This window comes from Dyadobacter chenhuakuii (assembly GCF_023821985.2).
GTDB classification, from domain to species: domain Bacteria; phylum Bacteroidota; class Bacteroidia; order Cytophagales; family Spirosomataceae; genus Dyadobacter; species Dyadobacter chenhuakuii.
The window spans coordinates 16,351-42,099 of sequence record NZ_CP098805.1 but is presented as its reverse complement, the minus strand read 5'-3'; the positions used below and the strand labels follow the sequence as shown (position 1 = coordinate 42,099).

At 46.4% G+C, this 25,749-nt stretch carries 20 protein-coding genes; 10 read left to right on the top strand and 10 right to left on the bottom strand.

Annotated elements, in window-relative coordinates; all coding sequences use genetic code 11:
* Positions 1-23: 23 nt before the first annotated feature.
* Positions 24-1,145, bottom strand: coding sequence for an endonuclease/exonuclease/phosphatase family protein (locus tag NFI80_RS00175; protein WP_510185810.1), 1,122 nt, complete (start codon positions 1,143-1,145; stop codon positions 24-26).
* Positions 1,146-1,334: 189 nt separating this feature from the next.
* Between NFI80_RS00175 and rimP the strand changes: the two genes are divergently transcribed.
* The 3 genes from rimP (at position 1,335) to infB (ending at position 6,308) form a co-directional block, all read left to right on the top strand.
* A complete protein-coding gene (gene rimP / locus NFI80_RS00170) occupies positions 1,335-1,799 on the top strand; it encodes a ribosome maturation factor RimP (RefSeq protein WP_235164232.1) in 465 nt (154 codons plus the stop codon).
* 87 nt (positions 1,800-1,886) lie between these two features.
* Positions 1,887-3,128 carry a transcription termination factor NusA gene (nusA, locus tag NFI80_RS00165; RefSeq protein ID WP_233796871.1) on the top strand — a complete coding sequence of 414 codons (1,242 nt, stop codon included), beginning with the start codon at positions 1,887-1,889 and terminating at the stop codon, positions 3,126-3,128.
* A 72-nt stretch (positions 3,129-3,200) separates the two neighbouring features.
* Entirely contained in the window at positions 3,201-6,308 is a 3,108-nt protein-coding gene (gene infB, locus NFI80_RS00160) for a translation initiation factor IF-2 (protein ID WP_235164231.1), read from the top strand.
* Between the two features lie 73 nt (positions 6,309-6,381).
* Here infB and NFI80_RS00155 read toward each other — a convergent pair whose 3' ends face one another.
* Complete coding sequence (locus NFI80_RS00155) at positions 6,382-8,022, bottom strand: carboxylesterase/lipase family protein (RefSeq protein WP_235164230.1); 1,641 nt, start codon at positions 8,020-8,022, stop codon at positions 6,382-6,384.
* A 142-nt stretch (positions 8,023-8,164) separates the two neighbouring features.
* Between NFI80_RS00155 and NFI80_RS00150 the strand changes: the two genes are divergently transcribed.
* On the top strand, positions 8,165-8,911 hold the full coding sequence (locus NFI80_RS00150; RefSeq protein WP_235159573.1) for an NUDIX hydrolase: 747 nt from the start codon (positions 8,165-8,167) through the stop codon (positions 8,909-8,911).
* 29 nt (positions 8,912-8,940) lie between these two features.
* On the opposite strand, the gene NFI80_RS00145 is transcribed toward NFI80_RS00150, so the two are convergent.
* The 5 genes from NFI80_RS00145 to NFI80_RS00125 all read right to left on the bottom strand — a co-directional run bounded on the left by NFI80_RS00145 (position 8,941) and on the right by NFI80_RS00125 (position 12,535).
* Positions 8,941-9,123 (bottom strand): hypothetical protein, encoded by a 183-nt coding sequence (locus tag NFI80_RS00145; RefSeq protein WP_233796875.1) that lies wholly within the window; start codon positions 9,121-9,123, stop codon positions 8,941-8,943.
* A gap of 194 nt (positions 9,124-9,317) precedes the next feature.
* The gene (locus NFI80_RS00140; RefSeq protein ID WP_235164229.1) at positions 9,318-10,001 is read right to left on the bottom strand and encodes a DUF2490 domain-containing protein; all 684 of its coding nucleotides are present in this window, start codon (positions 9,999-10,001) and stop codon (positions 9,318-9,320) included.
* On the bottom strand, positions 10,001-10,591 hold the full coding sequence (locus NFI80_RS00135) for a hypothetical protein (RefSeq protein WP_235164228.1): 591 nt from the start codon (positions 10,589-10,591) through the stop codon (positions 10,001-10,003). The genes NFI80_RS00140 and NFI80_RS00135 overlap by 1 nt, the downstream gene beginning before the upstream one ends.
* An 82-nt stretch (positions 10,592-10,673) precedes the next feature.
* A complete protein-coding gene (locus NFI80_RS00130; RefSeq protein ID WP_233796878.1) occupies positions 10,674-11,987 on the bottom strand; it encodes an MFS transporter in 1,314 nt (437 codons plus the stop codon).
* An 83-nt stretch (positions 11,988-12,070) separates the two neighbouring features.
* Complete coding sequence (locus tag NFI80_RS00125) at positions 12,071-12,535, bottom strand: hypothetical protein (protein WP_026631566.1); 465 nt, start codon at positions 12,533-12,535, stop codon at positions 12,071-12,073.
* Between the two features lie 230 nt (positions 12,536-12,765).
* Here NFI80_RS00125 and NFI80_RS00120 point away from each other — a divergent pair, with 230 nt between their 5' ends.
* Complete coding sequence (locus tag NFI80_RS00120) at positions 12,766-14,397, top strand: T9SS type A sorting domain-containing protein (protein WP_235164227.1); 1,632 nt, start codon at positions 12,766-12,768, stop codon at positions 14,395-14,397.
* 11 nt (positions 14,398-14,408) lie between these two features.
* Entirely contained in the window at positions 14,409-16,424 is a 2,016-nt protein-coding gene (locus tag NFI80_RS00115) for a thioredoxin domain-containing protein (protein WP_235164226.1), read from the top strand.
* A gap of 53 nt (positions 16,425-16,477) precedes the next feature.
* On the opposite strand, the gene NFI80_RS00110 is transcribed toward NFI80_RS00115, so the two are convergent.
* Positions 16,478-17,512, bottom strand: coding sequence for a Fic family protein (locus NFI80_RS00110; RefSeq protein ID WP_235164225.1), 1,035 nt, complete (start codon positions 17,510-17,512; stop codon positions 16,478-16,480).
* A 187-nt stretch (positions 17,513-17,699) separates the two neighbouring features.
* Positions 17,700-18,221 (bottom strand): DinB family protein, encoded by a 522-nt coding sequence (locus NFI80_RS00105; RefSeq protein WP_235164224.1) that lies wholly within the window; start codon positions 18,219-18,221, stop codon positions 17,700-17,702.
* 145 nt (positions 18,222-18,366) lie between these two features.
* Here NFI80_RS00105 and NFI80_RS00100 point away from each other — a divergent pair, with 145 nt between their 5' ends.
* The 4 genes from NFI80_RS00100 to NFI80_RS00085 all read left to right on the top strand — a co-directional run bounded on the left by NFI80_RS00100 (position 18,367) and on the right by NFI80_RS00085 (position 23,427).
* The gene (locus NFI80_RS00100; protein WP_235164223.1) at positions 18,367-18,918 is read left to right on the top strand and encodes a hypothetical protein; all 552 of its coding nucleotides are present in this window, start codon (positions 18,367-18,369) and stop codon (positions 18,916-18,918) included.
* Between the two features lie 143 nt (positions 18,919-19,061).
* The gene (locus NFI80_RS00095) at positions 19,062-19,985 is read left to right on the top strand and encodes a hypothetical protein (RefSeq protein ID WP_235159729.1); all 924 of its coding nucleotides are present in this window, start codon (positions 19,062-19,064) and stop codon (positions 19,983-19,985) included.
* 2 nt (positions 19,986-19,987) lie between these two features.
* A complete protein-coding gene (locus NFI80_RS00090) occupies positions 19,988-21,544 on the top strand; it encodes a vanadium-dependent haloperoxidase (protein ID WP_235164222.1) in 1,557 nt (518 codons plus the stop codon).
* 179 nt (positions 21,545-21,723) lie between these two features.
* Entirely contained in the window at positions 21,724-23,427 is a 1,704-nt protein-coding gene (locus NFI80_RS00085; RefSeq protein ID WP_235164221.1) for a T9SS type A sorting domain-containing protein, read from the top strand.
* A 125-nt stretch (positions 23,428-23,552) separates the two neighbouring features.
* Here the strand turns inward: NFI80_RS00085 and NFI80_RS00080 are convergent, their stop codons facing one another.
* A complete protein-coding gene (locus tag NFI80_RS00080; protein ID WP_235164220.1) occupies positions 23,553-25,715 on the bottom strand; it encodes a xanthine dehydrogenase family protein molybdopterin-binding subunit in 2,163 nt (720 codons plus the stop codon).
* Positions 25,716-25,749 lie beyond the last annotated feature (34 nt).

Below are 25,749 nucleotides of genomic sequence, written 5' to 3'. Positions count from 1 at the left end.
CTATCTTGCCGCATCAATTATCATTAATCCCTCTTTGCTTGCTCAGCCGCTTTTGCATCCGCGTTACTGAACTGGTAATGGCCCATCACCGGGTAATGATCTGAATAGTCGACGTTATTGAATGTAGTAAAGTCCTGGATTTGAAGCCTGTCGCCGCTATAAAACTGGTGGTCTATGCGGATAAAATAAGGCAGGTGGTTGAATGTAAAGCCAAAGCCCTCCCCTTTTTCTTCAAACCCGTTTTTAAGCAAGCCGCGCATTTTACTGTAAACATATCCGTAGGGAATCTCATTAAAGTCGCCGCATACAATAACCGGGTGCGGCGAAGCATTGATCCAGGATTCAAGGATCCCCATCTCTACCGATCTTCTCACAAAACCATTGCGCATGCGCTGGAAAGTGATTTTTCCTTCCTTTTTGACGCCCTCGACCTGCTTTTGGCGCACCAATGTACTGAGCTTTAATGTCATTGAATAAAGGTGCACGGCAATGATGCGCACCGTATCTCCCTTTATCTTGATATCTGCTTGGAGAAGACCGTTTTGCGCTTCAAAGATTGTATCCCTTTTTGCAATGATGGGGTATTTGGAGAAAATTGCCAGCCCAGCCGACTGCGTAGGGCTTCCTGACGTGTTCTTAGTGTAAAAGGCGCTGTGGCCATATCCGCTGCTGTCCAGGGCTCTGTTAATGTTAAAGAGGTTTCCGCGGTCACTGAAATATTCAGACATGCAGAGAATGTCCGCTTCCGAAGAAGTCATCCATGCTTTCATATCACTTACGCTCTTTCTGACCTGGGGATCTTTTAAATCTTCATTTCTTTGAAAGCTGTGCACATTATAGTTCATGACAGAAAATGACTTAGCCAGCACATCCGGATCCGTATCGTTGCCGAAAGAATAAGTCCTGGGCAGAAAAAGAACGGCCAGGCCGACCATAATCAGCGGCATCAAAGCCCTTTTTCTTTCAACAATAAACCAAATGGGGATACTGACCAGATGAATGATAACGACAACCGGAAAAGACATCATCATGAAACCAGCCACCCACCCTTGGAGCGGGATCCAGAGTATCATGATGTAAATCAGCAGGGTATAAGTCGCAAAACACTTGTAGAGGAACCAGAGGAAATTTTTAAACCCTTTCATTAAGTCAAATATCGCATTTTTTAACAAAAATAGGCGATCGAGATGAATTTAGAAGACATCTGCTTTAACTTGTACAAATGATAAAATATTTTTACCTTTGCAAATAATTCTATTTTGATCGATTGATTGAGGGGGTCTTAAATCCCCTTTTTTATTTGCAGTAAGCCGTACATGACAATAAAAGAGCAGTTGGAAGCTTTGCTGGAACCCCTTCTTGAGGATGGCAACTGTTTCCTTGTAGATATCATCATTAAGCCTTCCAAGGTAAGTCAAAAAGTTTCAATTCTTGTCGATAGTGATGAGGGGATAACCATTCAGCAATGTACATCCATCAGCAGAAGATTGGCCAAGCAGTTGGAAGAACTGGAAGTTTTTGCAGATGCCTACACACTTGAAGTTTCATCACCGGGATTAGACCAACCTTTGCTTTTGTTGAGGCAATATCAAAAAAACCTGGGCAGAAATTTAAAGGTCACATTGAAAACGGGAGAGGTAATTTCGGGGACATTGATGGAGGCAAATGAAGAAATTGTAAAATTACAGTTACCTGCACCTAAAAAGAAGACGAAAACGCCCATCGACCCAGCTGAGTTGATCCGGGATATTCCGTTTGACGATATTTCAAAGGCTTTAATAGAAATTTCTTTTAAATAAAGTTACAAGCCAGAGCCAGTTTTCTGATTTGTAATCAATTATATAATATGTATAACTTAGTATCAGCAAATATCTATAACATAAGCAATGGATAGCGGAATATTAATTGAATCATTTGCCGAGTTCGCAAGCTCCAAAAACATCGATCGTCCAACGATGATCAGTGTTTTGGAAGAAGTGTTTCGCACAATGATTCGTAAGAAATACGGCACTGATGATAATTTTGATGTAATCATTAACCCAGAAAGCGGTGACCTTGAAATGTGGCGGACACGTGAGATCGTTGACGACAACTCAGAGGACATTTGGGATTACAACAAAATACCACTTGCAGAAGCCCGCAAAATTCAGGGTGACTTTGAAGTAGGTGAAGAAGTTGCTGAAGAAGTTAAGCTGGTTGAATTCGGCCGCAGGCTGGTGCAGACGGCAAGACAAACTTTGATCCAGAAAATCAAGGACATGGAAAAAGAAATCATGTTCGAGAAATACAAGGATCAGGTAGGTGAAATGATTACCGGCGAGGTTTATCAGACATTACGTCACGAGGTGATCATCGTGGATTCGGAAGGTAACGAGCTTTCACTTCCACGCACCGAGCAGATTTCAAAAGATCGCTTCCGCAAGGGAGAATCCGTTAAATCTGTGATCCACAAAGTGGAAATGAATAATGGTTCTCCAAAGATCACACTATCAAGAACTTCACCTGTTTTCCTTGAAAGACTCTTCGAAGTTGAAATTCCCGAGATTTACGATGGAATTATTTCAGTAAGACGTGTTGTTCGTGAACCAGGGGAGCGCGCCAAAGTTGCCGTAGAATCCTACGATGATAGAATCGATCCGGTAGGCGCTTGCGTAGGTATGAAAGGATCCCGTATCCATTCAATCGTACGTGAACTTGGTAATGAGAATATAGATGTTATCAACTACACAGACAACCTTGAACTGCTTATCAGCAGGGCTTTGAGTCCGGCCAAAGTAAGTTCGATGCAGATTGACCGCGATACCAAACGTGTTTCTGTTTTCCTTAAACCCGATCAGGTTTCACTTGCAATCGGAAAAGGCGGCCAGAACATTAAGCTGGCCGGTAAGCTGGTTGGAATGGAAATTGATGTTTTCAGAGATATTGAAGAGCAAAACGATGAAGACGTCGATTTGACCGAATTCTCCGATGAAATTGATGAATGGATTATCAGTGAACTGCACAAAATTGGTCTGGATACAGCCAAAAGCGTGCTGGCACTTAATAAAGAAGAGCTTGTCAGAAGAACCGATCTTGAAGAAGCAACGGTTGAAGAAGTTCTTGACATTCTTCGAAAAGAGTTTGAATAATTTACAATAACCGGCAGTTTTAATCCAGGGGTTAGATCTGCCAATGCAAAACTTTTTCTACTAATTGCTAATATGGCAGAAGATAAAATGATGCGCCTAAGCCAAGTGGCACGGATCCTGAACGTAGGAATTACTACGATCGTGGATCACCTGTCTGCCAAAGGGTATAAGGTGGAGAGTAACCCGAATACAAAGATTAATTCTGATCAGATTGAATTTCTTGCGAAAGATTTCAAATCTGATGATCTGAGATCATCCCTTTCCTTTAAACCAGCTCAGACTGAAACTCCGGTAGAAACCAGGGAAGAAAAAGTAAAAAGTGATGTTGATGGAATTCTATACTTCCGTAACAGTGCTTCTAAAACAGAAGAGAAACCTGTTGTTGAAGAAGCTGAATCAAATGCTCCATCCGCTTTTGAGAACCGCCTGCCTGGAATTAAGGTAGTCGGTAAAATAGATTTGGACGCAAAAAGATCTGCGCCGGCACCCGCCGCGCAAGAACCTAAAACGGAAGCGCCTAAGGAAGTTGTAGCTGAAAAACCAGCTGCGCTAGCGCCAGACGCTGTTGTTGAACCTAAGCCAGAGCCTAAATCAGAGCCTGTTGCAGAGGTAAAACAAGAGTCAGAGCCCGTTCAGCCAAAAGCTGTTGAAACGCCGAAAGAGCCGGTTAAAGAAGAGCCTAAGGCTGAACAGCCGCAGGAGACCAAGGCAGCTGAGGAGCAAAAACCAGCTCCTGCCCCAGCGCCGGAAGAAAAACCCCAAGCAGAAGCAGTGCAACCAGCGCCTGTGGCCGAAACGCCTAAGGCTCCGGAAACAGCTCCGGTTCCAAGCGAACCTGTGGCAGCTGTCGCCGAAGAAGCGGTTGAGTCGAACCTGATCGAGGCCAAGGGAGAGCAGCTCCGCGGTCTTCGCGTGATTGGTAAGATTGAGCTTCCCTCTGATAAGATCAAGAAAAAAGACCCTGTTGCATCCAGCAGTGATACAGCAGCAGATAAAAAACGCCGCAGAAAACGCAAGAGAATCCGTGATGGCGTTGTGGTTGCCGGTGAAAACCGCCCCGCGACAACAGCAGCAGATCCAAATGCACCTGCAAGGCCTAAGGAAGCCAATGTTCCACCAGCAGGAAGCCGCACAGGAAACCGTCCGGCTGCACCGGGAGCACCAGCTGCCCCAGGCACAACGCCGGCAGCAGGTAATGCATCTGCAAGGAGCGGCCCGGGCAATCGCAGTGGCGCAGCAGGCAATAATCGCCGTGGTGTTAAAAGAGAAGAAGTTTCAGATAAAGAAGTTTCAGATAACATTAAAGCTACAATGGCCCGCATGGGTGGTGGTAACACCAGAAATGTCGGTCGTGGTGGAAAAGGAACCCGTCGCAGGGACCGCGGAGATCAGAACGATCCGAACGGACTGGATTCGGACGAAACAAAAGTATTGCGCGTAACAGAATTCGTTTCCGCAAACGATTTGGCTTCACTGATGGACGTAACAGTTCAGGAAGTAATCTCGGTTTGTATGAGCATGGGAATGTTCGTTTCCATCAACCAGCGTCTGGATGCAGAAGCGATCACTTTTATCGCCGATGAATTTGGATTTGAAGTTGCCTTTATTTCTGCCGAAGAAGAAGTGCAGAATGATGTGCAGGAAGAAGTTGATGACGAAGAAAGCCTGAAAGAAAGAGCGCCGATCGTTACCATTATGGGTCACGTTGACCACGGTAAAACATCGCTTCTGGATTATATCCGTCAGGAAAATGTAGCCAGTGGTGAAGCGGGTGGAATTACCCAGCACATTGGTGCATATAGTGTTAAAACCAAAACAGGCAAACAGGTAACATTCCTGGATACGCCGGGTCACGAAGCATTTACAGCGATGCGTGCCCGTGGTGCCAATGTTACCGACGTGGTTATCATCGTGATTGCAGCTGACGACAGCGTCATGCCCCAGACACGTGAAGCGATCAACCACGCGCAGGTTGCCGGTGCACCTATCGTATTTGCATTCAGTAAAGTAGATAAGGCTGGGGCCAACACGGAAAAAATCCGTGAGGAACTTGCCAATATGAACCTTTTGGTTGAAGAATGGGGTGGAAAATACCAGACCCAGGAAATATCCTCCAAATCAGGTATGGGTATCGACGAGCTGCTTGAAAAAGTATTGCTTGAAGCCGAACTGCTTGAATTGAAAGCCAACCCGGACCGCCGTGCAGCAGGTGCCGTAGTAGAAGCATCCCTTGATAAGGGCCGCGGATATGTTACGACCATCCTTGTACAGACGGGAACCTTGAAAGTAGGCGATGTGGTCCTTGCAGGATCGCATTACGGAAAGGTGAAAGCCATGACCGACTATCTGGGAAGAAAGCTTAAATCAGCCGGACCATCCATGCCAGTGCAGTTGCTTGGTCTTAACGGTGCCCCGCAGGCAGGTGATCGTTTCAATGTATTTGAGAACGAGCGTGATGCCCGCGATATCGCAACCAAGCGCGAGCAGATCCAGCGCGAGCAGTCGATCCGGACGCGTAAGCACATTACCCTTGAAGAGATCGGTCGTCGTAAGGCAATCGGAAGTTTCCGCGAGTTGAACCTGATTGTTAAAGGTGACGTGGATGGATCGGTTGAAGCCCTTTCAGATTCGTTATTGCAACTATCAACATCTGAGGTGCAGGTGAACATTATCCACAAAGCAGTGGGTCAGATCTCCGAATCCGATGTCAACCTGGCCATTGCTTCTGATGCGATTGTGATAGGCTTCCAGGTTCGTCCTTCTTCGAATGCCAAGAAAATGGCAGAACAAGATCAGATCGAAATCCGTCATTACTCTGTAATATACCAGGCGATCGATGAGATTAAGGATGCGATGACAGGTATGCTTGCTCCTTCTATCGAAGAGATCATTACCGGAAATATCGAGATCCGCGAAGTGTTCAAGATCAGCCGGATTGGAACCATTGCAGGTTGCTATGTTACGGATGGTTATGTGAAACGCAGCAATAAAATCCGCGTAGTTCGCGAAGGAATCGTATTGCTGACCGGCGAAATCGACTCGCTGAAACGTTACAAAGACGACGTGCAGGAAGTTAGAAACGGTTACGAATGTGGTTTGAGCATTAAGAACTTCAACGACATCGAAGTGGGTGACATCATCGAAAGCTTTGAGCTTCGTGAAGTGAAAAGAACACTTTAATAGTTTAAGCGAATATAAAAAAGCCCTGCTCCAAAACTGGATGCAGGGCTTTTTGCTGTTTAACACTATAATTTTACTTCATGTATTCTTTGTCAAGAAACAGATAACGGTCCCTGTCACTTTCTGTCTGCTGCTCGCTTTTTACGTCAATGTTCATGAACTTAACAGGAGCCTTGCCTGTATTTGCATCCCACTGAGGAAGTCCTTTACCGTTGGGATTACCCGTTTTTATAAAATTTGCAAAATAATCTACCATTGTTGCAGACACTTTGTAATCGTCCGGCGTCCATTCGTACACCTTGTTACTAGCCAGGTTTCCTAATGCATACTCAATCTCAGAAGCGTGGGCTGCTCCTACTGCCGCAGGCGCCGCGGGTGCAGCTTTGGCAGCATCGCCCTTGATAACCCCGCCCGCAAGACCTGCCTTCGCATTACCCATCGCTGCCGACATAGCCGGGCGAATGCGTGAGAAAACATAGCGGTACACAGGTTTGCCGCCAGTTTGAATTTGCAGATCAGCCCATTTCCATGTGCTGTAAACAATGAAGCGGTCGCTGGAAAGGGCTGTTGCCGCTTTGACAACATCAGCATCTGAGGCAGCCGGATACAATTTCAGAATTTGCTCTGCTTTATCATTATACAAACCGCTAACGGCCTTCTTGTAATTTTCAAGCGTTGGCGCATCGGCCTTTAAAACAACCTGGTAAGGTACTTCGGCGGAATTCCAGCCAACCAGGATGGGGATTTTTGCCTGCTGGCCAGCCTGGAAGATTTCAGGCAATGTTTTTGGCAGAAAATAACCATCAATCGTAGGCGTAGTGGCAGTGCGCGTCTGGCCGGGCGTGTAGGCTGCATCCAAAAGATCCGCAGCAGATAAAGCCCTGAGCTCTTTTAGCGAGCTGCCCGTTTTAACGCCTTTGGCAAATGCCTCACCGATCTTTTCAGCTTCGGCCAAAGGCATAGATGCTAATGTAGGGTTAATTCCTGCCCCACTCTCTCCTATTGCTCCTACAATGAGGTCCTTAGACAAGGGCGAAGCCATCTGAACCGAAACCGAAATCGAGCCTGCCGATTCACCGGCAATGGTCACACGCTTGGGATCGCCACCGAACTTATCAATGTTCTTCTGCACCCATAGCAATGCTGCGTGCTGATCCAGGTAGCCGTAATTGCCCGAAGATTTGTTGGGAGATTCCTGCGTCAGCTCAGGATGTGAGAAAAAGCCAAAAATCCCCAGCCGGTAATTCAATGTTACCACTACAATTCCTTTTTTGGCTAATGTCTCTCCATCATACCGGGGCTCAGAACCATCACCGGCTGCAAGGCCTCCACCATAGAAATAAACCAGGACCGGCATTTTCTCTTTCATCGTCTTGGCGGGCGTCCAGACATTTAAGTAAAGACAATCTTCGCTCATATCCTTTGAGCGGAAGCCCATATCGCCAAAAATCGGCTTCTGCATGGGCTTGTTACCAAATTGGTCCGCTTTGCGCACACCTTGCCAGTTCTGGGCTGGCTGTGGTTCTTTCCAGCGCAGCTCACCAACCGGCGGCGCAGCAAATGGAACACCTCTGAAAATCAATAGCCCCGATCCGGCCTCCCTGCTTCCCTCCAAAGTCCCATTCTCGACGGTTACCTGATTACTTTTTTGGGCAAAGAGCGTCATAGAAGTGGTTACGCAGAGCAAAATTGCTAGTACTAACTGTTTTGGCATAATATAAAGGTTTGACATGTTGCAACATTTAAAGTATAAATCATACATTAATTTTATATTGTATCAATATGTTACAATGATAATTTAAATTCTGCCTGTTAGCAAATCTTTTCGTTACTTGCCCATATAATGCAGGCAAGCCATGGATCAGGAATTTAAAAAACAGGAAACAAACTTTACAGGAGCCGGTTATTTACCCGGCATTGCAATTGATACCGTCATTTTTGGTTTTCATAAAAATGAGCTGAAAGTACTGCTGCTAACCTATAAGAACACAGGTTTTTTTGCCTTGCCCGGTGGCTTTGTACATGAAGATGAAGACATTAATCAAGCCGCACGGCGCATCCTTTTGCACAGGACGGGACTGGAAGATATTTTTCTTGAACAATTTTACACGTTCGGGGAGAAAAGTCGGCATGATACTGAGCCGCTTAAAAAAATTATGGCTGCCCGCGGCTTTGTTCCGGATGACAAGCACTGGCTGCTGGCCCGCTTCGTATCGGTGGGTTATTATGCGCTGGTGGATTTTACCAAAGCGATTCCCACACCCGACAGCATTTCGGACAGCTGTGAATGGTTCAATCTAACCGAGCTTCCCAAGCTCATGCAGGATCACGAGCACATTCTGGCCAAAGCCCTGCAAACCATTCAGCTGGATTTAGATCACAAACTGATCGGCTTTAACTTACTTCCCGAGCAGTTCACCATGGGCGAGCTGCAAGGACTTTATGAGACTATTTTAAACAAAAAGCTGCTACGGGCAGCCTTCCAGCGCAAAATGCTGGGCCTGGGCATACTGGAACGAATCGCAAAAAAATGGACGGGAGGTGCTCATAAGGCTCCGTACTTGTACAGGTTTCTCCCCTATCCCAGCCCGGAGGCCCGATGAGCACGCCACGTCCGCTATAATAGATCCGGTTACATTCTGCCCGCCGAATCCGTGGACATTGTATCTGTCCCCATTTCCGTTTGCATGGTATCCACACCTGTTGAATCCATATTTCCCTCAGTGCCTTCTGCGTTTTTGTTTCCATTACAAGCTGCCAGACTCAAAAGTGCACTCAGGCTCAGGAATGAAACTACTCTTACGATCGCTTTCATAAATTTCGGTTTTAGGTGAAAATTTCTGCTTTATCAAAAAACCGTTCCATCATCGCGCCTCCAATACTTTTAAATGAAGATATCCGCCTGTTAGTGAGCAAGATTAAGCTGCACAGCTAGCGCACGGGTGATAATGCTAAGGGAAAATTCTCAGCGCAGCCGGCCCTTCCTTAGCTCATTGAGCTCTTTAAGACCTAAATGCTAACAAACCATCCGATTGTAAGCCAGAACTGCTGGGCTTTTGAAGGATTGTCGAATTCATTGACACGATACTCGACGCCGAGCTCTATTTTGTTGTTGTCGGTAGCATTGTAGCCCAAAGCAAGTAATCCGCGAATTTCAAGATCCGCATTGCCCTCTGACCATATGCCCAGATACTCGTTGTTGACTTTGCTGTAAAATTCCCGGGGGTCGATTTGCCGGCCGCTTAATGGCAATTCCAGCCCCAGCCGATACCGCGCCCGAAACTCCGGGGATTCCGATGGTCTGAATGTTTCATCGGTAACAACCCGGTGGGCCAGGCTGATTACTTCCAGATTTTGAACATTACTGAACTGCTGAATGAGGCGGTGGGTGAATTCCTTGCCATCCCACCTGGCCAGATAGCCCGCTCCCAGGGTGTTGTCTGCCGAGATTTTCCTGGTGATTACCGTGCTTAAATCGGTTCTTTCATATCGCAGCCGGCGGCTGAGGGCTGTTTCAGGCTCTCTTTCGAAGAATATTTGCCTTGCTTCCAGCTTTGTATTCAGCTTCCAGCCAGGTGCAAGTTTTATATTAACATTAATTTGCGGAAGCGTACCGGTCCTGAAATTGCGTTGACCCAATACAGCCAAGGGCAACATTACCAGAAAAAGACAGTTAAGAGCGTATCTGTACATCAATATATCAGATTATCCGTGTTGCGCTGAACGATCTGATGAATGCTCACAATCGCTCCGTTTTCTTCGGCCAGTACTTCAAAATAGCTTTCCAGTTTATCCCTTGTCCCTTTTAGTACCAGCTCATATCTGGTCTGTACGCCCTTTGCAGCCATGTTTTCAAGCAAAGATTTTTTCAATGCGGCCACTGGCCCGTTCCAGTGAAGCTGCGTTTTCACGATCTTATAATGTGAAAATTCCTTGCGCAGATTATCTGCTAATGTGGCCCTGCTACCTCCCTCCATGGCATCAATACTCGACACGATCTCGACGTCCTGGATATTTCCCGATTCATCGAATTCAATGCTATACCGCTTTTTTGAATGTTTCAGTTTCGCTTCGATGGAATTTCCAGTCAGGCTTTCTTCCCTGTACCAATGAATTTTTGATTTCGTAAAAACGGAATTGACAAAGTCAGCCGCTGTCTGCGGGACTGCGTCGGTTTTAATGCTGAATTCGCGTTCATACTTTTTCTGTGCCGAGCATGGATTCCATAGCAACCCGGCCATTAGCACAAATATGAGATTTATGAAGGATTGTTTACTTTTCACCAGCGCATTCGTTTAATATTATTTTCTTATGCATTAATAGTAACGTAAGCCTGAGCGAAAAAAGGTTCTGCAAACATGCTAATTACCGATCTTGATCCTGGACCTGGTAATGATAAGCTTTTTTGGATGGGATTCGGGAAAGCAGGATCAGTCCGAAAACGAAAATCACTAAAAGGGCCAGAATGCTGTTACGCATGCTTCCCGTCAGGTATTCGACCGTGCCATAGATGAATGTGCCTACTACGATGGCGAGCTTTTCGGTTACGTCATAAAAACTGAAATAAGAGGCTGTATCAGTGATATTTTCGGGGATCAGCTTAGAGTAGGTCGAGCGCGAAAGGGATTGTATTCCACCCATCACCATGCCGACAGCACAGGCGACAAAATAGAATTCCATGGCCTCAGTGGTGTAGTAAGCCCCTGTGCAAATTCCGATCCAGATCGAAACGCCAACCATCAGGGCGAAAATATTGCCGATTTTTCCCGAGAGCCAAGCGAATGCAAATGAGCCGATGATGCCCACGATCTGAATCAGCAGAACTGTGACGATCAGGCTCTGCGATGGCAGTTTCAGCTCGGTTGCCCCAAAGATCGTTGCCACGTACATTACAGTTCGCAGACCCATGGTGTAAATGAAAAAAGCGCTGAGAAATTTGGCCAGAAAGGGCTGTTGACCCAAATTAAAATACACCTTTTTAAGCTCGGCAAAGCCATTGAAAATCCAGTTTCCGGGCTTTTGCTTTGCGGCTTTATTGGCGGGTAAATATTTGAAGGGGATCTGGGCAAAAAGTATCCACCAAAGCCCGACGGTAAAAAAAGAAATCCGGGCAGGAAGCGCTTTGTCGGTGATGCCATAAAATCCGGGCGCTAAGATCATGCTTAGGTTAAACAACAGCAGCAGCACGCTTCCCAGGTAACCCAGAGAGAATCCCCGCGCACTATATGCATCAAACCGGTCTTCGGTGGCTATTTCGGGCAGGTAGGAATCGTAAAAAACAATGCTTCCGCTCCATCCGATCAGACTCAGGGCAAACAGGATGATGGAAGGCACCAGGGTGTCTTTGGTAAAAAAATAAAGCAACATACAACTGACAGCGCCCAGGTAGCAGAAGAACTTCATAAATCTTTTCTTCTTGCCACTATAATCGGCGACAGCAGTGCATAAGGGGATAAGAAGCGCGGTGATAAGAAAAGAGGCCGAAACGGTGTAGGTGAACAGCACCGAACTTTTGATTTGAAACCCAAAAAAATCAGTGAAAAGATTTCCCGAAGCCTTTAAGGCAGTGGCGCTGAAATAAACGGGAAAAATGCTTGATACGATAACAAGGGCGTGAACCGAATTAGCCCAGTCGTACATATACCAGGCGTTTATAATTTTTGGGTCGTTCTTTTTCATTCAGGGTTGAATTTGGTACAAAATAATAAAAGCGGCAGATTTAACCGGCCGCTTTTACTGAATTATACCAAAAAGTGAATTGTTTACTTGATCACAGGCTCGAAAACCATGATCGTTTCCTGCTCAACTTTATCGACAGGCATTTTGCTTTTCAACTTCAATTTGCTGTTGGATATTTCCACCACACCAAATTCGCCCGAAAAGCCCGAAATCTTAATGTCAAGCATTTTATCATCATTTTTCAAATACCACGTCCCGCCGTTGATAACCTGCTTTGAGCCTTGGTCAATGGCTTTGGTAACATTGTTTTGAAGGAACTGAATGTCCATTACTTCCTTAATGGCGCGCGTCTGCGTGTTCAAAAGATTCAAAGGGATGGTTTTACCGTTCAGGTCAGTTACGTCCGACATCCGCCATGGATAATTGATCAGGATCTTGTCCTTTTCAGATAGCTGCGGGTTTGGATCCGGGTTCTCTTTTTTGTCTTTATCACAAGCCACCAGAAATAGGGCCAGAAAAAGAGGGGCAATAAGCAGTAATCGTCTCATATCAGGTTTATATTTTATGTTCCAGGCAATTTCTTTTCTTACTTTGTCATTACTATGTTGAAATCTGCGCCATTCGCGGAAAGCGTTTCCCGGAAAGCGTTTCCCGGAAAGCGTTTCCCGGAAAGCGTTTCCCGGAAAGCGTTTCCCGGAAAGCGTTTCGCAGAAATCGTTTCCCCGAAAAAATCAAATTTCAATGTTGCAAAAGTAACGAATTTGTCTGGTCAATTCTTATGATCCATTTTACCAATATGTATGTGAGGGTTTTTTACACCACTTTATTTTATTGTCTGGCCCAAGCAGTTGCTGTTTTAGCGCAGGATTGCCAGCCCGCTTATATACTAAATCCGGTCAAGGCCAATAACACCATCGAATGGGGAAAAATCCCTGAATTCACCCTGCCCTTTACGATCGTTTACAATGCTACGCGATTTGGCGATACGCAGTCGCAGCCGCTTAAACACGGATTTAGCCATCTTGCCACATTCAGCGGATCAGAGCTCGCAACATTGCCTGTTGCCAAGCGCGCATTGATCTGGTATGGTGTTGCCACATCGAGCGGCAACCAGCCCTGGGCAGACAATGCCCTGCGCAGCCCGTGGGGAAACGATACGGCTGCTTACCGCAGTTTTTGGGACAACTATGCCGAAACAGCCAAAGGAAGCGATATTATTTGTATGGACATTGAGCGCATGCAGCGTGAAGACCGCGACATTCTCGCCTTAAAATCTAATAGCCAAATCCCGCAGAATTACCGGAACTTGCCGGATGCAGACTTTCTTGCAACTTATAAAAGAGACATGCGCTGGTGGTATACCGAAGCGGCCAAAAGGCTCAGGGCCAAGGGTGTTACCGCTCCGCTGAGCAGTTACAGCGATGTTCCCGTGCGAAACACCTGGCTGAATATTACTTCCAACAGCTGGCAGGACTGGACTACCAACCCGGCGCGGACACATTATCTGGTGCAGGACAATGCTGGCAAAATCGGCGGCAGCTTTTACGATGCGCAGCAGTTTTTGACACCTTCGCCTTACTATTATTATGGCTATGATAACCCGATCGGCAAGGATTACCTTTCCTATCTGCTCTTTAACATTGAGGCCAACCGCGCTTGGAGCGATAAACCCATCATTCCGTTTGTATGGATGCGCATTCATGACAGTTATGATCCCAACACGCCGCTGATTGCGCCATTTGTGGCGGAAGCAACTGCTATTTTCCCGTTTTTCTCGGGAGCAAAGGGCTTATGGCTTTGGGAAAACCCCGGCTTTCCGGGCAGCCGCCAGGAAAACTACGAGCCTTATGAGCGCTTTATTTACGGACTTTACCGGCTTTCGGCCTTCAAAGATATGTTTGAGGGAACATATGAGCTGGTCATTCCGCAATCGGCGCGCGATCATATGGAGCGGCAAAGCCCAATCTGGCGCGGCGTAGTAAAAGGAAGCAACATTCTCATCGCTGCCCAGAACCCCTATGCGGCTGATAATGCCGAAACCGAGATTGTGGTTTCGCATCAAAAGTGGCTTAAAAACATTAAGCTGAAAGGAAAAGAAGTCTTTCTCTGCAAGTTTGATCTCAATGATACGGTCACTGGCACTGAGCCAGTCCTTTCGGATGCTTATGTTTATGCCAATCCCGTCTCATTTGAAATGAATGTTGTTTTGAATGGCATGAATGGTGTTTCCAATGTGGCTTTTTCCCTGCTTAATACCAAAGGTCAGGTTGTGCTCTCAAAGGAGCTCAAAGCCGTCGCGGGCGAAACGCGCGAGCGGATCGATTTGCCGCGGTTATCTGCTGGCATATATTTTGCCCGCTTTGTAACCCAAAACCGGACCATTACCAAAAAAGTGGTCATTCATCAATAGCACTTACAACTATGAACCGCCTGAGCCAGCAAACCAGCCCCTATTTACTCCAACATGCACATAATCCCGTTGACTGGTATCCCTGGGGCGACGAAGCATTAAGCAAAGCAAAAACGGAGAATAAGCCGATCCTGGTCAGCATTGGTTACTCGGCTTGCCACTGGTGCCACGTGATGGAAAGGGAATGTTTTGAAAAAGAGGACATTGCCCAGGTCATGAATGCACATTTCGTATGCATCAAGGTGGACCGTGAGGAGCGTCCAGATGTGGATGCTGTGTATATGGACGCCGTGCAAGCCATGGGCGTGCGGGGCGGATGGCCATTGAATGTCTTCTTGTTGCCGGATAGTCGGCCCTTCTACGGAGTTACCTATTTGCCACCGCAAAACTGGGTGCAGCTGCTGAAAAGCATCAACAATGCATTTGACAAACATTACGATGAGCTGGCTGGGTCGGCAGAAGGTTTTGTGCAGAACATGCTGATATCGGACACAGAAAAGTATGGCCTCATAGCCAGCAGCAACGGTTATCAAACTGCCGAGCTCGATTCAATGTTTGAACATTTGCAGCGCAATTTTGATACAGAAAAAGGCGGGATGGACCGGGCGCCCAAGTTTCCTATGCCTTCTATTTACAAGTTTTTGTTGCGCTATTATGATATAAGCCAAAATCCGGAGGCGCTTGCCCATTTGGAATTATCGCTGAACCGCATTGCATTGGGCGGGATATATGATCACGTTGGCGGAGGCTGGGCCAGATACTCCGTTGATGACGAGTGGTTTATCCCCCATTTTGAAAAAATGCTTTATGACAATGCGCAACTGCTCAGCATTTACGCCGAAGCCTATTCGCTTACCCAAAACCCACTTTATGCCGATCGCCTTAACAGCACAATCCAATGGCTGCAGACTGAAATGCGAAACGAGCAAGGCGGCTTTTATTCGGCACTGGATGCTGATAGTGAAGGCGTTGAAGGCAAATTTTATATCTGGACAAAAGCAGAACTGAAGCAAACCCTGGGTGAAGACTTTGAATGGTTTGCCAGGCTTTATAATGTTTCCGATCATGGCAATTGGGAAGAGGGCCACAATCATTTGCATTTAACCCGGCCAGTTTTGCAAACAGCAAGTGCTTTGCGGCTTGATGTGGTTGATCTTGAAACCAAATACAATGCGGCACTTCGAAAACTGGCCGAAAAGCGCGCAGAGCGTATCCGGCCCGGTCTGGACGATAAGACGCTTACTTCCTGGAATGGGTTATTGATCAAAGGACTGGCGGATGCTTACCGGGCTTTGGGAGATGAGAATATTCGGGCGCTTGCCGTTTCAGCGGGTGTGTTTATCCGGGACAATATGATGAAGCAAAGCCGGCTTATGCATAGCTACAAAAGCGGCCAGGCCACGGTAACTGGCTTTCTGGAAGATTATGCAGCGGTCATCGAAGCTTACCTGGCTCTTTACCAGATCACATTTGATGAGCAGTGGATCACGCTGGCTAAAAACCTCGCTGATTATACTATCCAGAACTTTTACGACCAGCAGGAAGGTTTCTTTTATTTCACCGACATTTCGGGTGAAACACTGATAACCCGTAAAAAAGAGCTATTTGACAATGTAATTCCGGCCTCCAACTCGATTATGGCGCATAACCTCTATCTGCTCGGAATGATGCTGGATGATGATCAATACAGCAAAATCTCAGATGCCATGCTCTCTAAAATGAGCAAAGTGATGCTTGCCGACGTGCAATGGGTCACCAACTGGGCCGCATTATACTGCATCCGGGCCACACCAACAGCCGAAATCATCATCGCAGGCCCAGAAGCAGACGAAATGCGCAAAGACTTCGACCGCTTCTTCGTCCCAAACAAACTCGTCATGGGAACCACAACCCGCTCCGATCTCCCCCTGCTCCAAAACCGAACCGACATTAACGGAAAAACGGCAATCTACGTATGCTACGACAAAACCTGCCAACTGCCCGTAACGGAAGTTGAATCAGCGCTTGATCAGCTGGCTGGGGTTTGATTTGGGGTTGTTGGCGTCAAAGCACCGGGCGAACATTTACAAAAATGACTTATCTAGAAGTAGGTTTTCACAGCGAATCTGAATTGCTCTATAAATATTTTCTTAAACTCGCTGATATTATTTTGCTCGTAAAAGATGAGCATCGCTTTTTTATATTCGACTGCGTCGACAGTTCGGAAAGAGATAGGACAATATTGGTGAGCAATCAGTATTGCGTTACTTACTATACGTGCTGTTCTTTTGTTCCCATCATTAAACGCCTGAATATAGGACAGCAACACCAACGCCAGCAGCGATTTCTCAAACACATTTTCTTTGCGGTTGATCAGCCTACACATATCTTCCAATGCTTCTCTGATCTGATGTTCGTTATCAAGCGGCTTATAATTCGTACCGGAAATACCGACACGCCGCCTCCTGATGTTGCGTTCAACTTCAAGGTCCTTAATGAGCAGACTATGTATATCTTCTATGCGTGCAATAGATAATGGAACCACGTAGTCAGGGTTCTCGATGATAAAGTTGAGCGCGTCTTTATGATTTAGCAGCATGGTCGCGTCATCCTTAGGTTTTCCTGCGGCCGTTTCCTTGTCCTTCAATAAGCGTTCGGTTTCCAGCAGAGAATAAGTATTTCCCTCAATTTGTGATGATTTCCAACTCAGATCAATCGCTAGCCTTTCCATCTCTTTATGATAGGCAGCGGAACTCATATCATCTACATTGCGGCGAAACTCCTGCTGTAATTCTCGCAAGTAATTTGCTTCATCGGTAGTGAACAGATTGACACTGGACAATATCTCATTGATCAGCTGAAAATTGAATTCTTCCCGGATATTACGCTGGTCTATTTCCTGCTGAAAATAAACTGCCATGTCCAGGTGACTAAACAGCTGGTTGGCTGGACTTATGGTATACCTTGTAGCGCGAGTCTGCCCCGAGGCAAGTAGTTGCCCGGTTGCAACCAATGTTGCTATCGCTCTTTTGGTTGTTGCAAAAGAACCCTTTCCAACCGCCTGATGTATCTCAACAGATGAACATAGGGGATGATCCCTAACAAAGGATAAAATTTCAGAATCTATTCTTGGCACTATTATAGCTCATTATTAACATATGATTACAGCTCAAATCTAAACAAAAATGAGCTGTAATAAAATCAAAATTGAGCCGAAAATTTTTTATAGCTCAAATGAAAGCGTGATACGGATCAATTGTTTGTAATTCTGATCCGTATTTACGTCGGATTTGTATCGTAACGACCTATAAACTGGACGCCTACTAACCCAGCAGCGGATAATACCGTTCTTCGATCACGCGCATGTGGTGGATGGGATGGCCGATGATGACGAAGCCCAGGGCCAGCGCGGAAATTTCGGATTTGAAAGCAAAGCCCGAGCGGAGCATCATTTCATCATTCATGCCTTTGTAAAGTGAGAGGGTGGCCTGCCTTACCTGATTGAATTCCTGCATCAGGTCCTCAACGCTGCGTTGGTAGGCGATCGTGTTTGCTGCCAGAAGCTCCTCGTCGTAGCCTGGCAGGGTGGTTTTGTCGTTTCGGCAAAAACGCATGGCGCGGTAGGACATAATGCGCTCGTTATCAATAACGTGTTGCAAAATATCCTTCACGCTCCATTTTCCTTCGGCATAAGCCCGGTCTTGAAGGCTGGCTAGTTTTGTGATGTCAGTATAAACTTTGTCAGGTGCATATTGGTCAAATGCTTCAAAAATGTTAATGTCTTCAACCAGATTAATATAGCGGTCAAAAAACTGGGGCATTGGGTTGATCATTGATTTTTTCATGGGCTGCAATCGCTTTTTTTAAGGCGAAAATATAAGAAAAATCCGCAGGATGTCTTTTGCTGCCCATATGACACCATAGTATTTTAAACAACACTTGCAGAATTGCACTTAACTTGATTACATTTGGATATAAATCCTCTTGAAATTGAAAAGACTGTTACCAATCGGATTGTTGGTTCTGCTGCTCTACAACACGTTCGGGCTGACTATCGCTGTACTTTTCTTTGATAATCATCACCTACAAGCACCCATCTCGTCCTTAAACGATGAAACGGTGGTTGTGAAAATGCATTTGCCGTCACTTCCCTATTCGGGCGATCTGCAAATTACCGATCTGCCTCAGGGACTTATCCGCCAAAACGACCAGTTTTACAATCCCACCAATGTCCTGCATCAAAACGACACGCTTTACGTCACTTTGAAATCCAACCAGGTGGCCAGGGACGATTTTTTCGCATTAGCCAATGCCATGCAGATCTTGACCGATCCCAATGCAAAACTTCCTGAGGATCCGTATAGCAAAGCCATGAAAATGGTGGATCATCTGCTAAAAAACTACGTTTCCAACATCAATGAAATAAGCTTTCAAACCGCATTATTTGCCGAACAGGCGCCCTTATCGATGGCCTTGTATTCGAAAAATATCTATTCAGCCAACTTCATTCAGCTAACAAGCCCGCCTCCCGAGCTTAGCTGAATATTAGCGGATCATTCGTCTTCCTGCCGCAAGCCTTCTATTTCATTTATACCATTGCCCGCAAAAACGCTGTGTCTTTTTTGGAGATCGCACCGGCGCGGCATTATTCCTTATTAAAACAAATGCAACATTCTTTACAGAAAATGAAGCAACTGGTCTTGTTGCTTTTTATAATCCTGCTGTGCGTGACAGGAAAAGCATTCGCGCAAATGCCCAACGACGCCATTTATATGTCGAAAAACACGGCTTGCCTGGCTCTTTCTTACGGCCACAGCTCTTGGGATAAATATTGGGAAAATAGCCTCAAACGCCCAAATTTTAACATTGGCACGCACACAACCCAGAATGCAATGGCCATGCTGGCCGTAGGCGTTACCAAAAATCTGAACGTGATCGCAGGCGTGCCTTACGTATGGACCAAGGCGAGTGCGGGCAACCTGATGTGGCAAAACGGATTCCAGGATGCCTCTCTTTGGCTTAAATATCGTTTTATCAACAAATCCGGCTTCTCTCTGCATGCCATAGGCGGCGCTTCTATTCCCATCGGCAACTACGTTCCCGACTTTCTGCCTATGTCCATTGGCATCCAGTGCAGGACGGCAACAGCCCGTTTGCTGGCCAGATATTGGAACCGGCCAACAGGTATTTACCTGACTGCATCAGGAAGCTATATTTTCAGAAGTAACATTAAGATCGATCGCGATTCGTACTTGGCTGATGGTAAGCTGCACGGCACCAACCGGGTAAGCGTACCCAATGCTTTTGATGCATCGGCCAGAATCGGCTATCAGAAAGCTGCTATCCAGGCAGAAGTTTTCGCTGAATACGGCGCCTGCGATGGCGGCGACAACATCCGCCGCAACGATATGCCTTTTCCATCAAATAATATGAAAAGCACTGTGGGCGGGGTTTATGCCAAATTTCAGCCGAAAAATATCGGCGTTAATGCCCGGGCCGCTTACGTTTTAGACGGAGCTAATGTTGGCCAGAGTACATCTTTCTCTGTTGGCGTGCTGTACCAGTTCCGGTATATCAAAGCTGACAAAAACCCAAACATGCATCAATAACAATGAAAGTAAAATATATATCAAAGAGCAGACTGCTGATTGCGTGCGGATTGCTGATCACATTAGGGTTTTCTTCCTGTACCAAAACCATTGACGAGCCTACGGCTTCGGTTAACAACCCTTCCAGTATGGATGCCGATGCAGGCAACTGGAAACCTTACGTGCTTACTTCGTCCAGCGAAGTGGAAGTAGCTGAGCCTAAGAATGCTGCGTCGGCCGAGTATAAAGCAGAAATTGAAAAATTAAAAGAGACGACTTCTAAAATCACGCCTCAGCAGCGGGATATTGTTAATTTTTGGGGAGCCGGTGCTGCTTTTCGCTGGAATGAGATTGGCCGTGAGCTGGCTGCGCGCTATAATACCCCGCCCGCATCCAACCAGGACGGCAAATATCCACTGCCTGACCCGGCTAACCCATTGGCTGACCCTAAGTTTCCATTCGCTAACCCGCCTTACACGGCGCGCGCGCTGGCTTACCTGAGCGTGGCGCAGTATGATGCGCTGGTAAGTGCCTGGAATTATAAGTTCAAATACAACCGCAAGGCGCCTTCGAAAACAGACGCTTCCGTGCAGGCTATTTTGCCGGTTACCGATCTTCCCTCCTATCCTTCTGAGGATGCGGTTGTGGCCGAAGCTTCGTTTTTGGTTTTGAAAGCCATGTTTCCGGGGGAAGTGCCATTTTTGGAACAGAAACTTGCAGAGCATAAAAACAGCCGTTTATGGGCTGGTATGAATGTGGAGAGTGATATTGCCGCTGGTGCAGAACTCGGAAAAGCGGTAGGCGCCAAAGTTATGGCAAGAGCAAAAACGGATGGTATGGGCACGGCAAACAACCAGGCAGCAACAGCTGAAATGGTCGCTAATGCTAAAAAACTCGGCGTTTCTGAGCCGTGGGTAAGCCAGGAGATGCCCGCCCGCCCGCCTATGCTTCCTACATACGGATTTGTAACGCCCTGGAATTTTGACAAAACAACTGTAAAAACATTGCGTCCCGGCCCGCCGCCAACGATCGGAAGTGCTGAATATCAGGAAAATATCAATGAGCTTTTGCAAATCGCCAAAAAGCAAACCCGTGAACAGGCGCGCATTGCCAGTTTCTGGTCAGATGGTGTGGGAAGCTATACGCCTCCTGGTCACTGGCATAGAAGAGCAGCTGACCTTTGCCATAAAAATGCGTACAGCGAGGTGCGTACAGCCAGGACACTGGCGCTTTTGGGCACTACATTGCAGGATGCGGGCATCTGTTGCTGGGACGTGAAATATTTCTATTACTACCCACGCCCAAACCAGATGAACAGCAAAATCAAAACCTCTGTGGGCTTACCTAATTTCCCGTCTTACACATCCGGACATTCCACCTTCTCGGGCGCCGCGGCTGAATTGCTAGCCTACATATTCCCGGAAGAAAAGAAGAAAATCGACGAAATGGCACAAGAAGCCTCCGTATCCAGAATGTACGGACTGATCCATTACCGCTTCGACTGCGAAGCAGGTCTGGCATCTGGCCACAAAATCGGCGAATACGCCGTTGCCAGAGCGAAAGCGGACGGGGCGAAGTAAAAAGATAGTTTGTGTACCAAAAAACGTCCTGGCCTTCCTTGTAGCCGGGACGTTTTTTGGTATTAGTCCGATTAAAACAATGCATGCCGTTTAATAGAATTCCCATATCTCATAAGTAGTATTTGAAGTATTTTATCTGTATAATTAAATGTTACTCAACTGTTTAAACAAATTCTACTATGAAACCAGTTCTACTCATTTCAGCCCAATTTTGCCTTTTTATTTTTGCCCTCTCAACACAAGCGCTCGCAGGGACGTGCCGCTTTACAGAACTGCGTTTGAATTCACAATCTGCTGTTAACAATTTTGACGCATCATGCACGAGTGTAATTGGAAACATTTCTATCGCAGGCGCGGATATTACTGATCTGGCACCCTTAGCAGGCGTTGCAACGATCGATGGTACGCTTACGATCCAAAACAATACGATTTTGCCGAATTTGAAACAATTGGCAAACCTAACAAGCACCAAGAATTTGCTGATCTATAACAATGATCTTCTTACCGATTTGTCTGGTTTAGAGGGATTAACATCGAATTCAGGTTCTATTCACATTCGTTTTCACAAAAATCTGACAAGTCTGACCGGATTAAATAACCTGGCTACCGCTAGAATCTTTTACATTACCGATAACGCGCTGTTAGAAAATCTCGATGGGCTAGCCAGTCTGACTACCATCACGGATGTCTTGATGATAAGCCTCAACAAGAGTCTTGTCAATCTGGAAGGCCTTAACAATTTGAGCAATGTGAGCCGCATACTTATTGGTGAAAATGATCTTTTGAAAGATTTAACAGGACTATCGAGTTTAACTTCCGTTTCCTACCAAATGCACGTGAGTTCTAACAAAAGTCTGACTAGCCTCGCTGGTTTACCCACCAGCATATCTATGAGTGAGCTTTATATTAGTGATAATAATCTATTGACTGATCTGACTGGATTGCAAAGTATTGGTTACGTATATTGGCTGGTTATCAGCGACAGCAAAGGTCTTGGCAGTCTTAACGGATTAAACAATCTTAATTCGGCAACAAATTTTATCATCAGGAACAACCCATTGTTAACCGACTTGTCGGGCCTCGATAACCTTACAAATATTGGCTGGATCCAGATTACCGGCAATGCAGAGTTGAAAAGCCTTGATGGTTTGGGCGCTGGTGAACAGAGCAATAGTGAAACCGGGAGAATTTCGGCTTCGCTTGCTATCGGAGGATTGGCAATCACTAACAATCCAAAATTAACCATGTGCGCTATTGAGCCGGTCTGTATTTTTATCAGGCAAAGTACTGCCAGCATTAGTGGTAATGGCATTGGTTGTGAAAGCCAGGCAGCTGTTCAAAGCTCTTGCGGGTCCCTTCCGGTAACACTTGCCCATTTCTCTGCAACCGATGAAAATCAACAAGCCATCCTAAAATGGGCAACAACAGACGAAAGCAATAGCTCCGCTTTTGAAATTGAACGTAGTCTCGATGCCAAAGCCTGGTTGAAAATAGGTGAACATGCTGCAAAAGGTGAGAGTACCCAGCTTGTCAATTACCAGTGGACGGACATTCACCCGCTCGATGGCCTTAATTACTATCGCTTGAAAATGGTTGATCGCGATGGCACCTATTCATACAGCCAGAAGCGTATGCTCCGATTCGAGCTGAATCAGGCTTCAACATTCATTTACCCAAACCCTGTTTCTGACTTCCTGTTTGTAAAAAATGCCAGGAATATCACTTGGCTTAGCATTACTGATTTACGTGGAAAAATTATTTTCGAAACTAAAAAGGTGCCCAGTGAAGGGTTGTCAATAGAAAGAATAGCTACCGGACTATATCATGTACAAATTACCACGCAGGGAGGGGAAGTGAAGACTGAAAGCATTGCCATCTATTAAATTTTTGTCCCTAGCTATAAATAAATAAACGCCCGTAGCCGACTGACGTTAGCTACGGGCGTTTAATGTTATTCGAATAATATCTTAATGTTTATTACTCCTTAGAAAACGGGGGTTTCGCTTACCTACCCCAGATTCCCGATATCAAAAGGAAGCTTGCGGAGGCGTTTGCCGGTGGCGGCGAAGACGGCGTTGCCCAAGGCCGGGGCGATGGGTGGCAGGCCGGGCTCTCCTACTCCGCCTGGTGCTGCGCCGCTGTCTATGATGTGGATGTCGATGGCGGGCATCTCGTTGAGGCGCAGGATGTTGTATTGGTGGAAATTGTTTTGATCGCTGATGCCATTGGTGAATGTGATGCCGTCTTTGATAGCGGCCGTAATGCCCATGACAATGTTGCCTTCGGTTTGCGCTTTCACGTTATCCGGGTTTACATAATGCCCGCAGTCGATGACAGAGACCACTTTATCAATCTTTACTCCCTGGTCTTTCCTGGAAACTGTGATGCAACATGCGGAAATGCTGCTGAAAGAGCTGAATACGGCAAGCCCTTTTCCCGAACCATCAGGCAATTTTTCTTCCCAATTTGCTTTTTCAGCCAATGTTTGAAGCACTTTCTTAAAGCGGTCATCAGTAAGAATGTCCATTCTGGCTTGTAACGGGTCTTTTTTTGCCAGATGGGCGAGCTCATCCACAAAGCACTCCTGTCCCCATCCGAAGTTTGACGCATAAACAGAACGCCACCACACCACCGGAATGTCGGTTTTGACATGCGTCCAGCTTACCTTAGAAGCGCCGTCGAAGCGATATTTATTATTTTCTGTGGCCAGCTCGCCGCTAAGCCAGGGATCTGCGTCGGTTTCTTTCAATCCACCAAAAACCTGACCGGAAATGGATTCACCAATGGCGTGATGATGAAAACCCGTGATTTTGCCATTTTCTACAAAACCCTGCATATGACTGAGCATTCCCGGCCGGTAAGGGCCCTGTGAAATATCATCTTCCCGCGTCCAGACCACCTTAACGGGTTTCTTGACCACTTTTGAAATGTGGCATGCTTCCAGCACAAAGTCGTGATATGCTTTCCGGCCGAATGCACCTCCCAGCAGCGTAACATTGATTTTTACCTGCTCAGGTTTTACTTTCATATAGCCGCAAACATCTCGCAATGCCCAGTCGGGCCCTTGCACGGGCGCCCAAATTTCCACTGTTCCGTCGTCCTTGACATGCGCTATTGCATTTTCAGGCTCTATGGGTGCATGTGCTAAAAACGGCGTCTCATAGTTGGCTTCGAGCTTTTCCTGGGCAGAAGCGTATTTTGCAGTAAAATCGCCTTTCTCCTCAGCGTTAATGCCCTCTTTTTTGGCCGCTTCATAGGTGGCTGCGAAATAATTGGCTGTGCTTAAAGATTTTTCCAGATCACCATTATCCCATTTTACAACCAACGCCTTTTTGCCTTTCAGAGCCGCCCAGTAATTGGTGGCCACCACAGCTACGGCTTCGGAAGTGCGGTGCGGCATGGTCCTTTCGGTTTTGATAACCTGCAAAACGCCCTTGATCTTTTTTGCTTCCGTATCATCGATGGAAGCCACTTTACCGTGGATCATGGGGGAATGTAGAATGCTTGCATACACCATTCCCGGCACATCCACGTCGATGCCATACACCGCCTTGCCGTTTACGCGCTCGGGCACATCGAGTCTTTTATTGTATTTACCAATGATCTTGAAATCGCTGGCATCTTTAAGCTTGGGATTTTTAGGAATTTCCAGCTTGGAGGCTTCATCGGCCAGCTCACCATAAGTCAGGCTTTTGCCTGTTGCCTTGTGGACGATCTTGGCATCTTCGGCGTGGCATTCCGAAACAGGCACATTCCACCTTTTGGCGGCAGTGGTTGTAAGCATTTCCCTGGCTGCGGCCCCGGCTTTTCGGATCGGAAACCATAGTTCGCGCACCGAACTGCTGCCTCCCGAAGTCTGGCTGCCATACTTGCCCATTCCGTCACTTTGCACGATGAGCACTTTTTCCAGGCTTACTTCCAGCTCTTCGGCCAGAAGCGACGGCACGGCCTGCGTTGAGCCCTGGCCCATATCAGGCCTTGGGTTAACAAGGGTAATGTTGCCGTTGGTGTCAATGATAATGAAGGGATTGATTTCCAGGCGGAGCACAGCAGGCGTAATCTTTTTTAAAGATGCGTCCCTGGTAAAACCTGAAATGCCTAATGCAAGCCCGAAAGTGGTGATGCCCGAAGCTTTCAGGAAATCGCGTCGTGATGTTTGTATATTTTTCAATGTCTTTAAAGCTAATGTTGACTGAATGTTGCCT

Coding starts and splice junctions, on each gene's coding strand:
- NFI80_RS00175 (WP_510185810.1), bottom strand. CDS start 1,145: ATGAAAGGGTTTAAAAATTTCCTCTGGTTCCTCTACAAGTGTTTTGCG.
- nusA (WP_233796871.1), top strand. CDS start 1,887: ATGGATAGCGGAATATTAATTGAATCATTTGCCGAGTTCGCAAGCTCC.
- infB (WP_235164231.1), top strand. CDS start 3,201: ATGGCAGAAGATAAAATGATGCGCCTAAGCCAAGTGGCACGGATCCTG.
- NFI80_RS00155 (WP_235164230.1), bottom strand. CDS start 8,022: ATGCCAAAACAGTTAGTACTAGCAATTTTGCTCTGCGTAACCACTTCT.
- NFI80_RS00150 (WP_235159573.1), top strand. CDS start 8,165: ATGGATCAGGAATTTAAAAAACAGGAAACAAACTTTACAGGAGCCGGT.
- NFI80_RS00145 (WP_233796875.1), bottom strand. CDS start 9,123: ATGAAAGCGATCGTAAGAGTAGTTTCATTCCTGAGCCTGAGTGCACTT.
- NFI80_RS00140 (WP_235164229.1), bottom strand. CDS start 10,001: ATGTACAGATACGCTCTTAACTGTCTTTTTCTGGTAATGTTGCCCTTG.
- NFI80_RS00130 (WP_233796878.1), bottom strand. CDS start 11,987: ATGAAAAAGAACGACCCAAAAATTATAAACGCCTGGTATATGTACGAC.
- NFI80_RS00125 (WP_026631566.1), bottom strand. CDS start 12,535: ATGAGACGATTACTGCTTATTGCCCCTCTTTTTCTGGCCCTATTTCTG.
- NFI80_RS00120 (WP_235164227.1), top strand. CDS start 12,766: ATGATCCATTTTACCAATATGTATGTGAGGGTTTTTTACACCACTTTA.
- NFI80_RS00115 (WP_235164226.1), top strand. CDS start 14,409: ATGAACCGCCTGAGCCAGCAAACCAGCCCCTATTTACTCCAACATGCA.
- NFI80_RS00105 (WP_235164224.1), bottom strand. CDS start 18,221: ATGAAAAAATCAATGATCAACCCAATGCCCCAGTTTTTTGACCGCTAT.
- NFI80_RS00095 (WP_235159729.1), top strand. CDS start 19,062: ATGAAGCAACTGGTCTTGTTGCTTTTTATAATCCTGCTGTGCGTGACA.
- NFI80_RS00090 (WP_235164222.1), top strand. CDS start 19,988: ATGAAAGTAAAATATATATCAAAGAGCAGACTGCTGATTGCGTGCGGA.
- NFI80_RS00085 (WP_235164221.1), top strand. CDS start 21,724: ATGAAACCAGTTCTACTCATTTCAGCCCAATTTTGCCTTTTTATTTTT.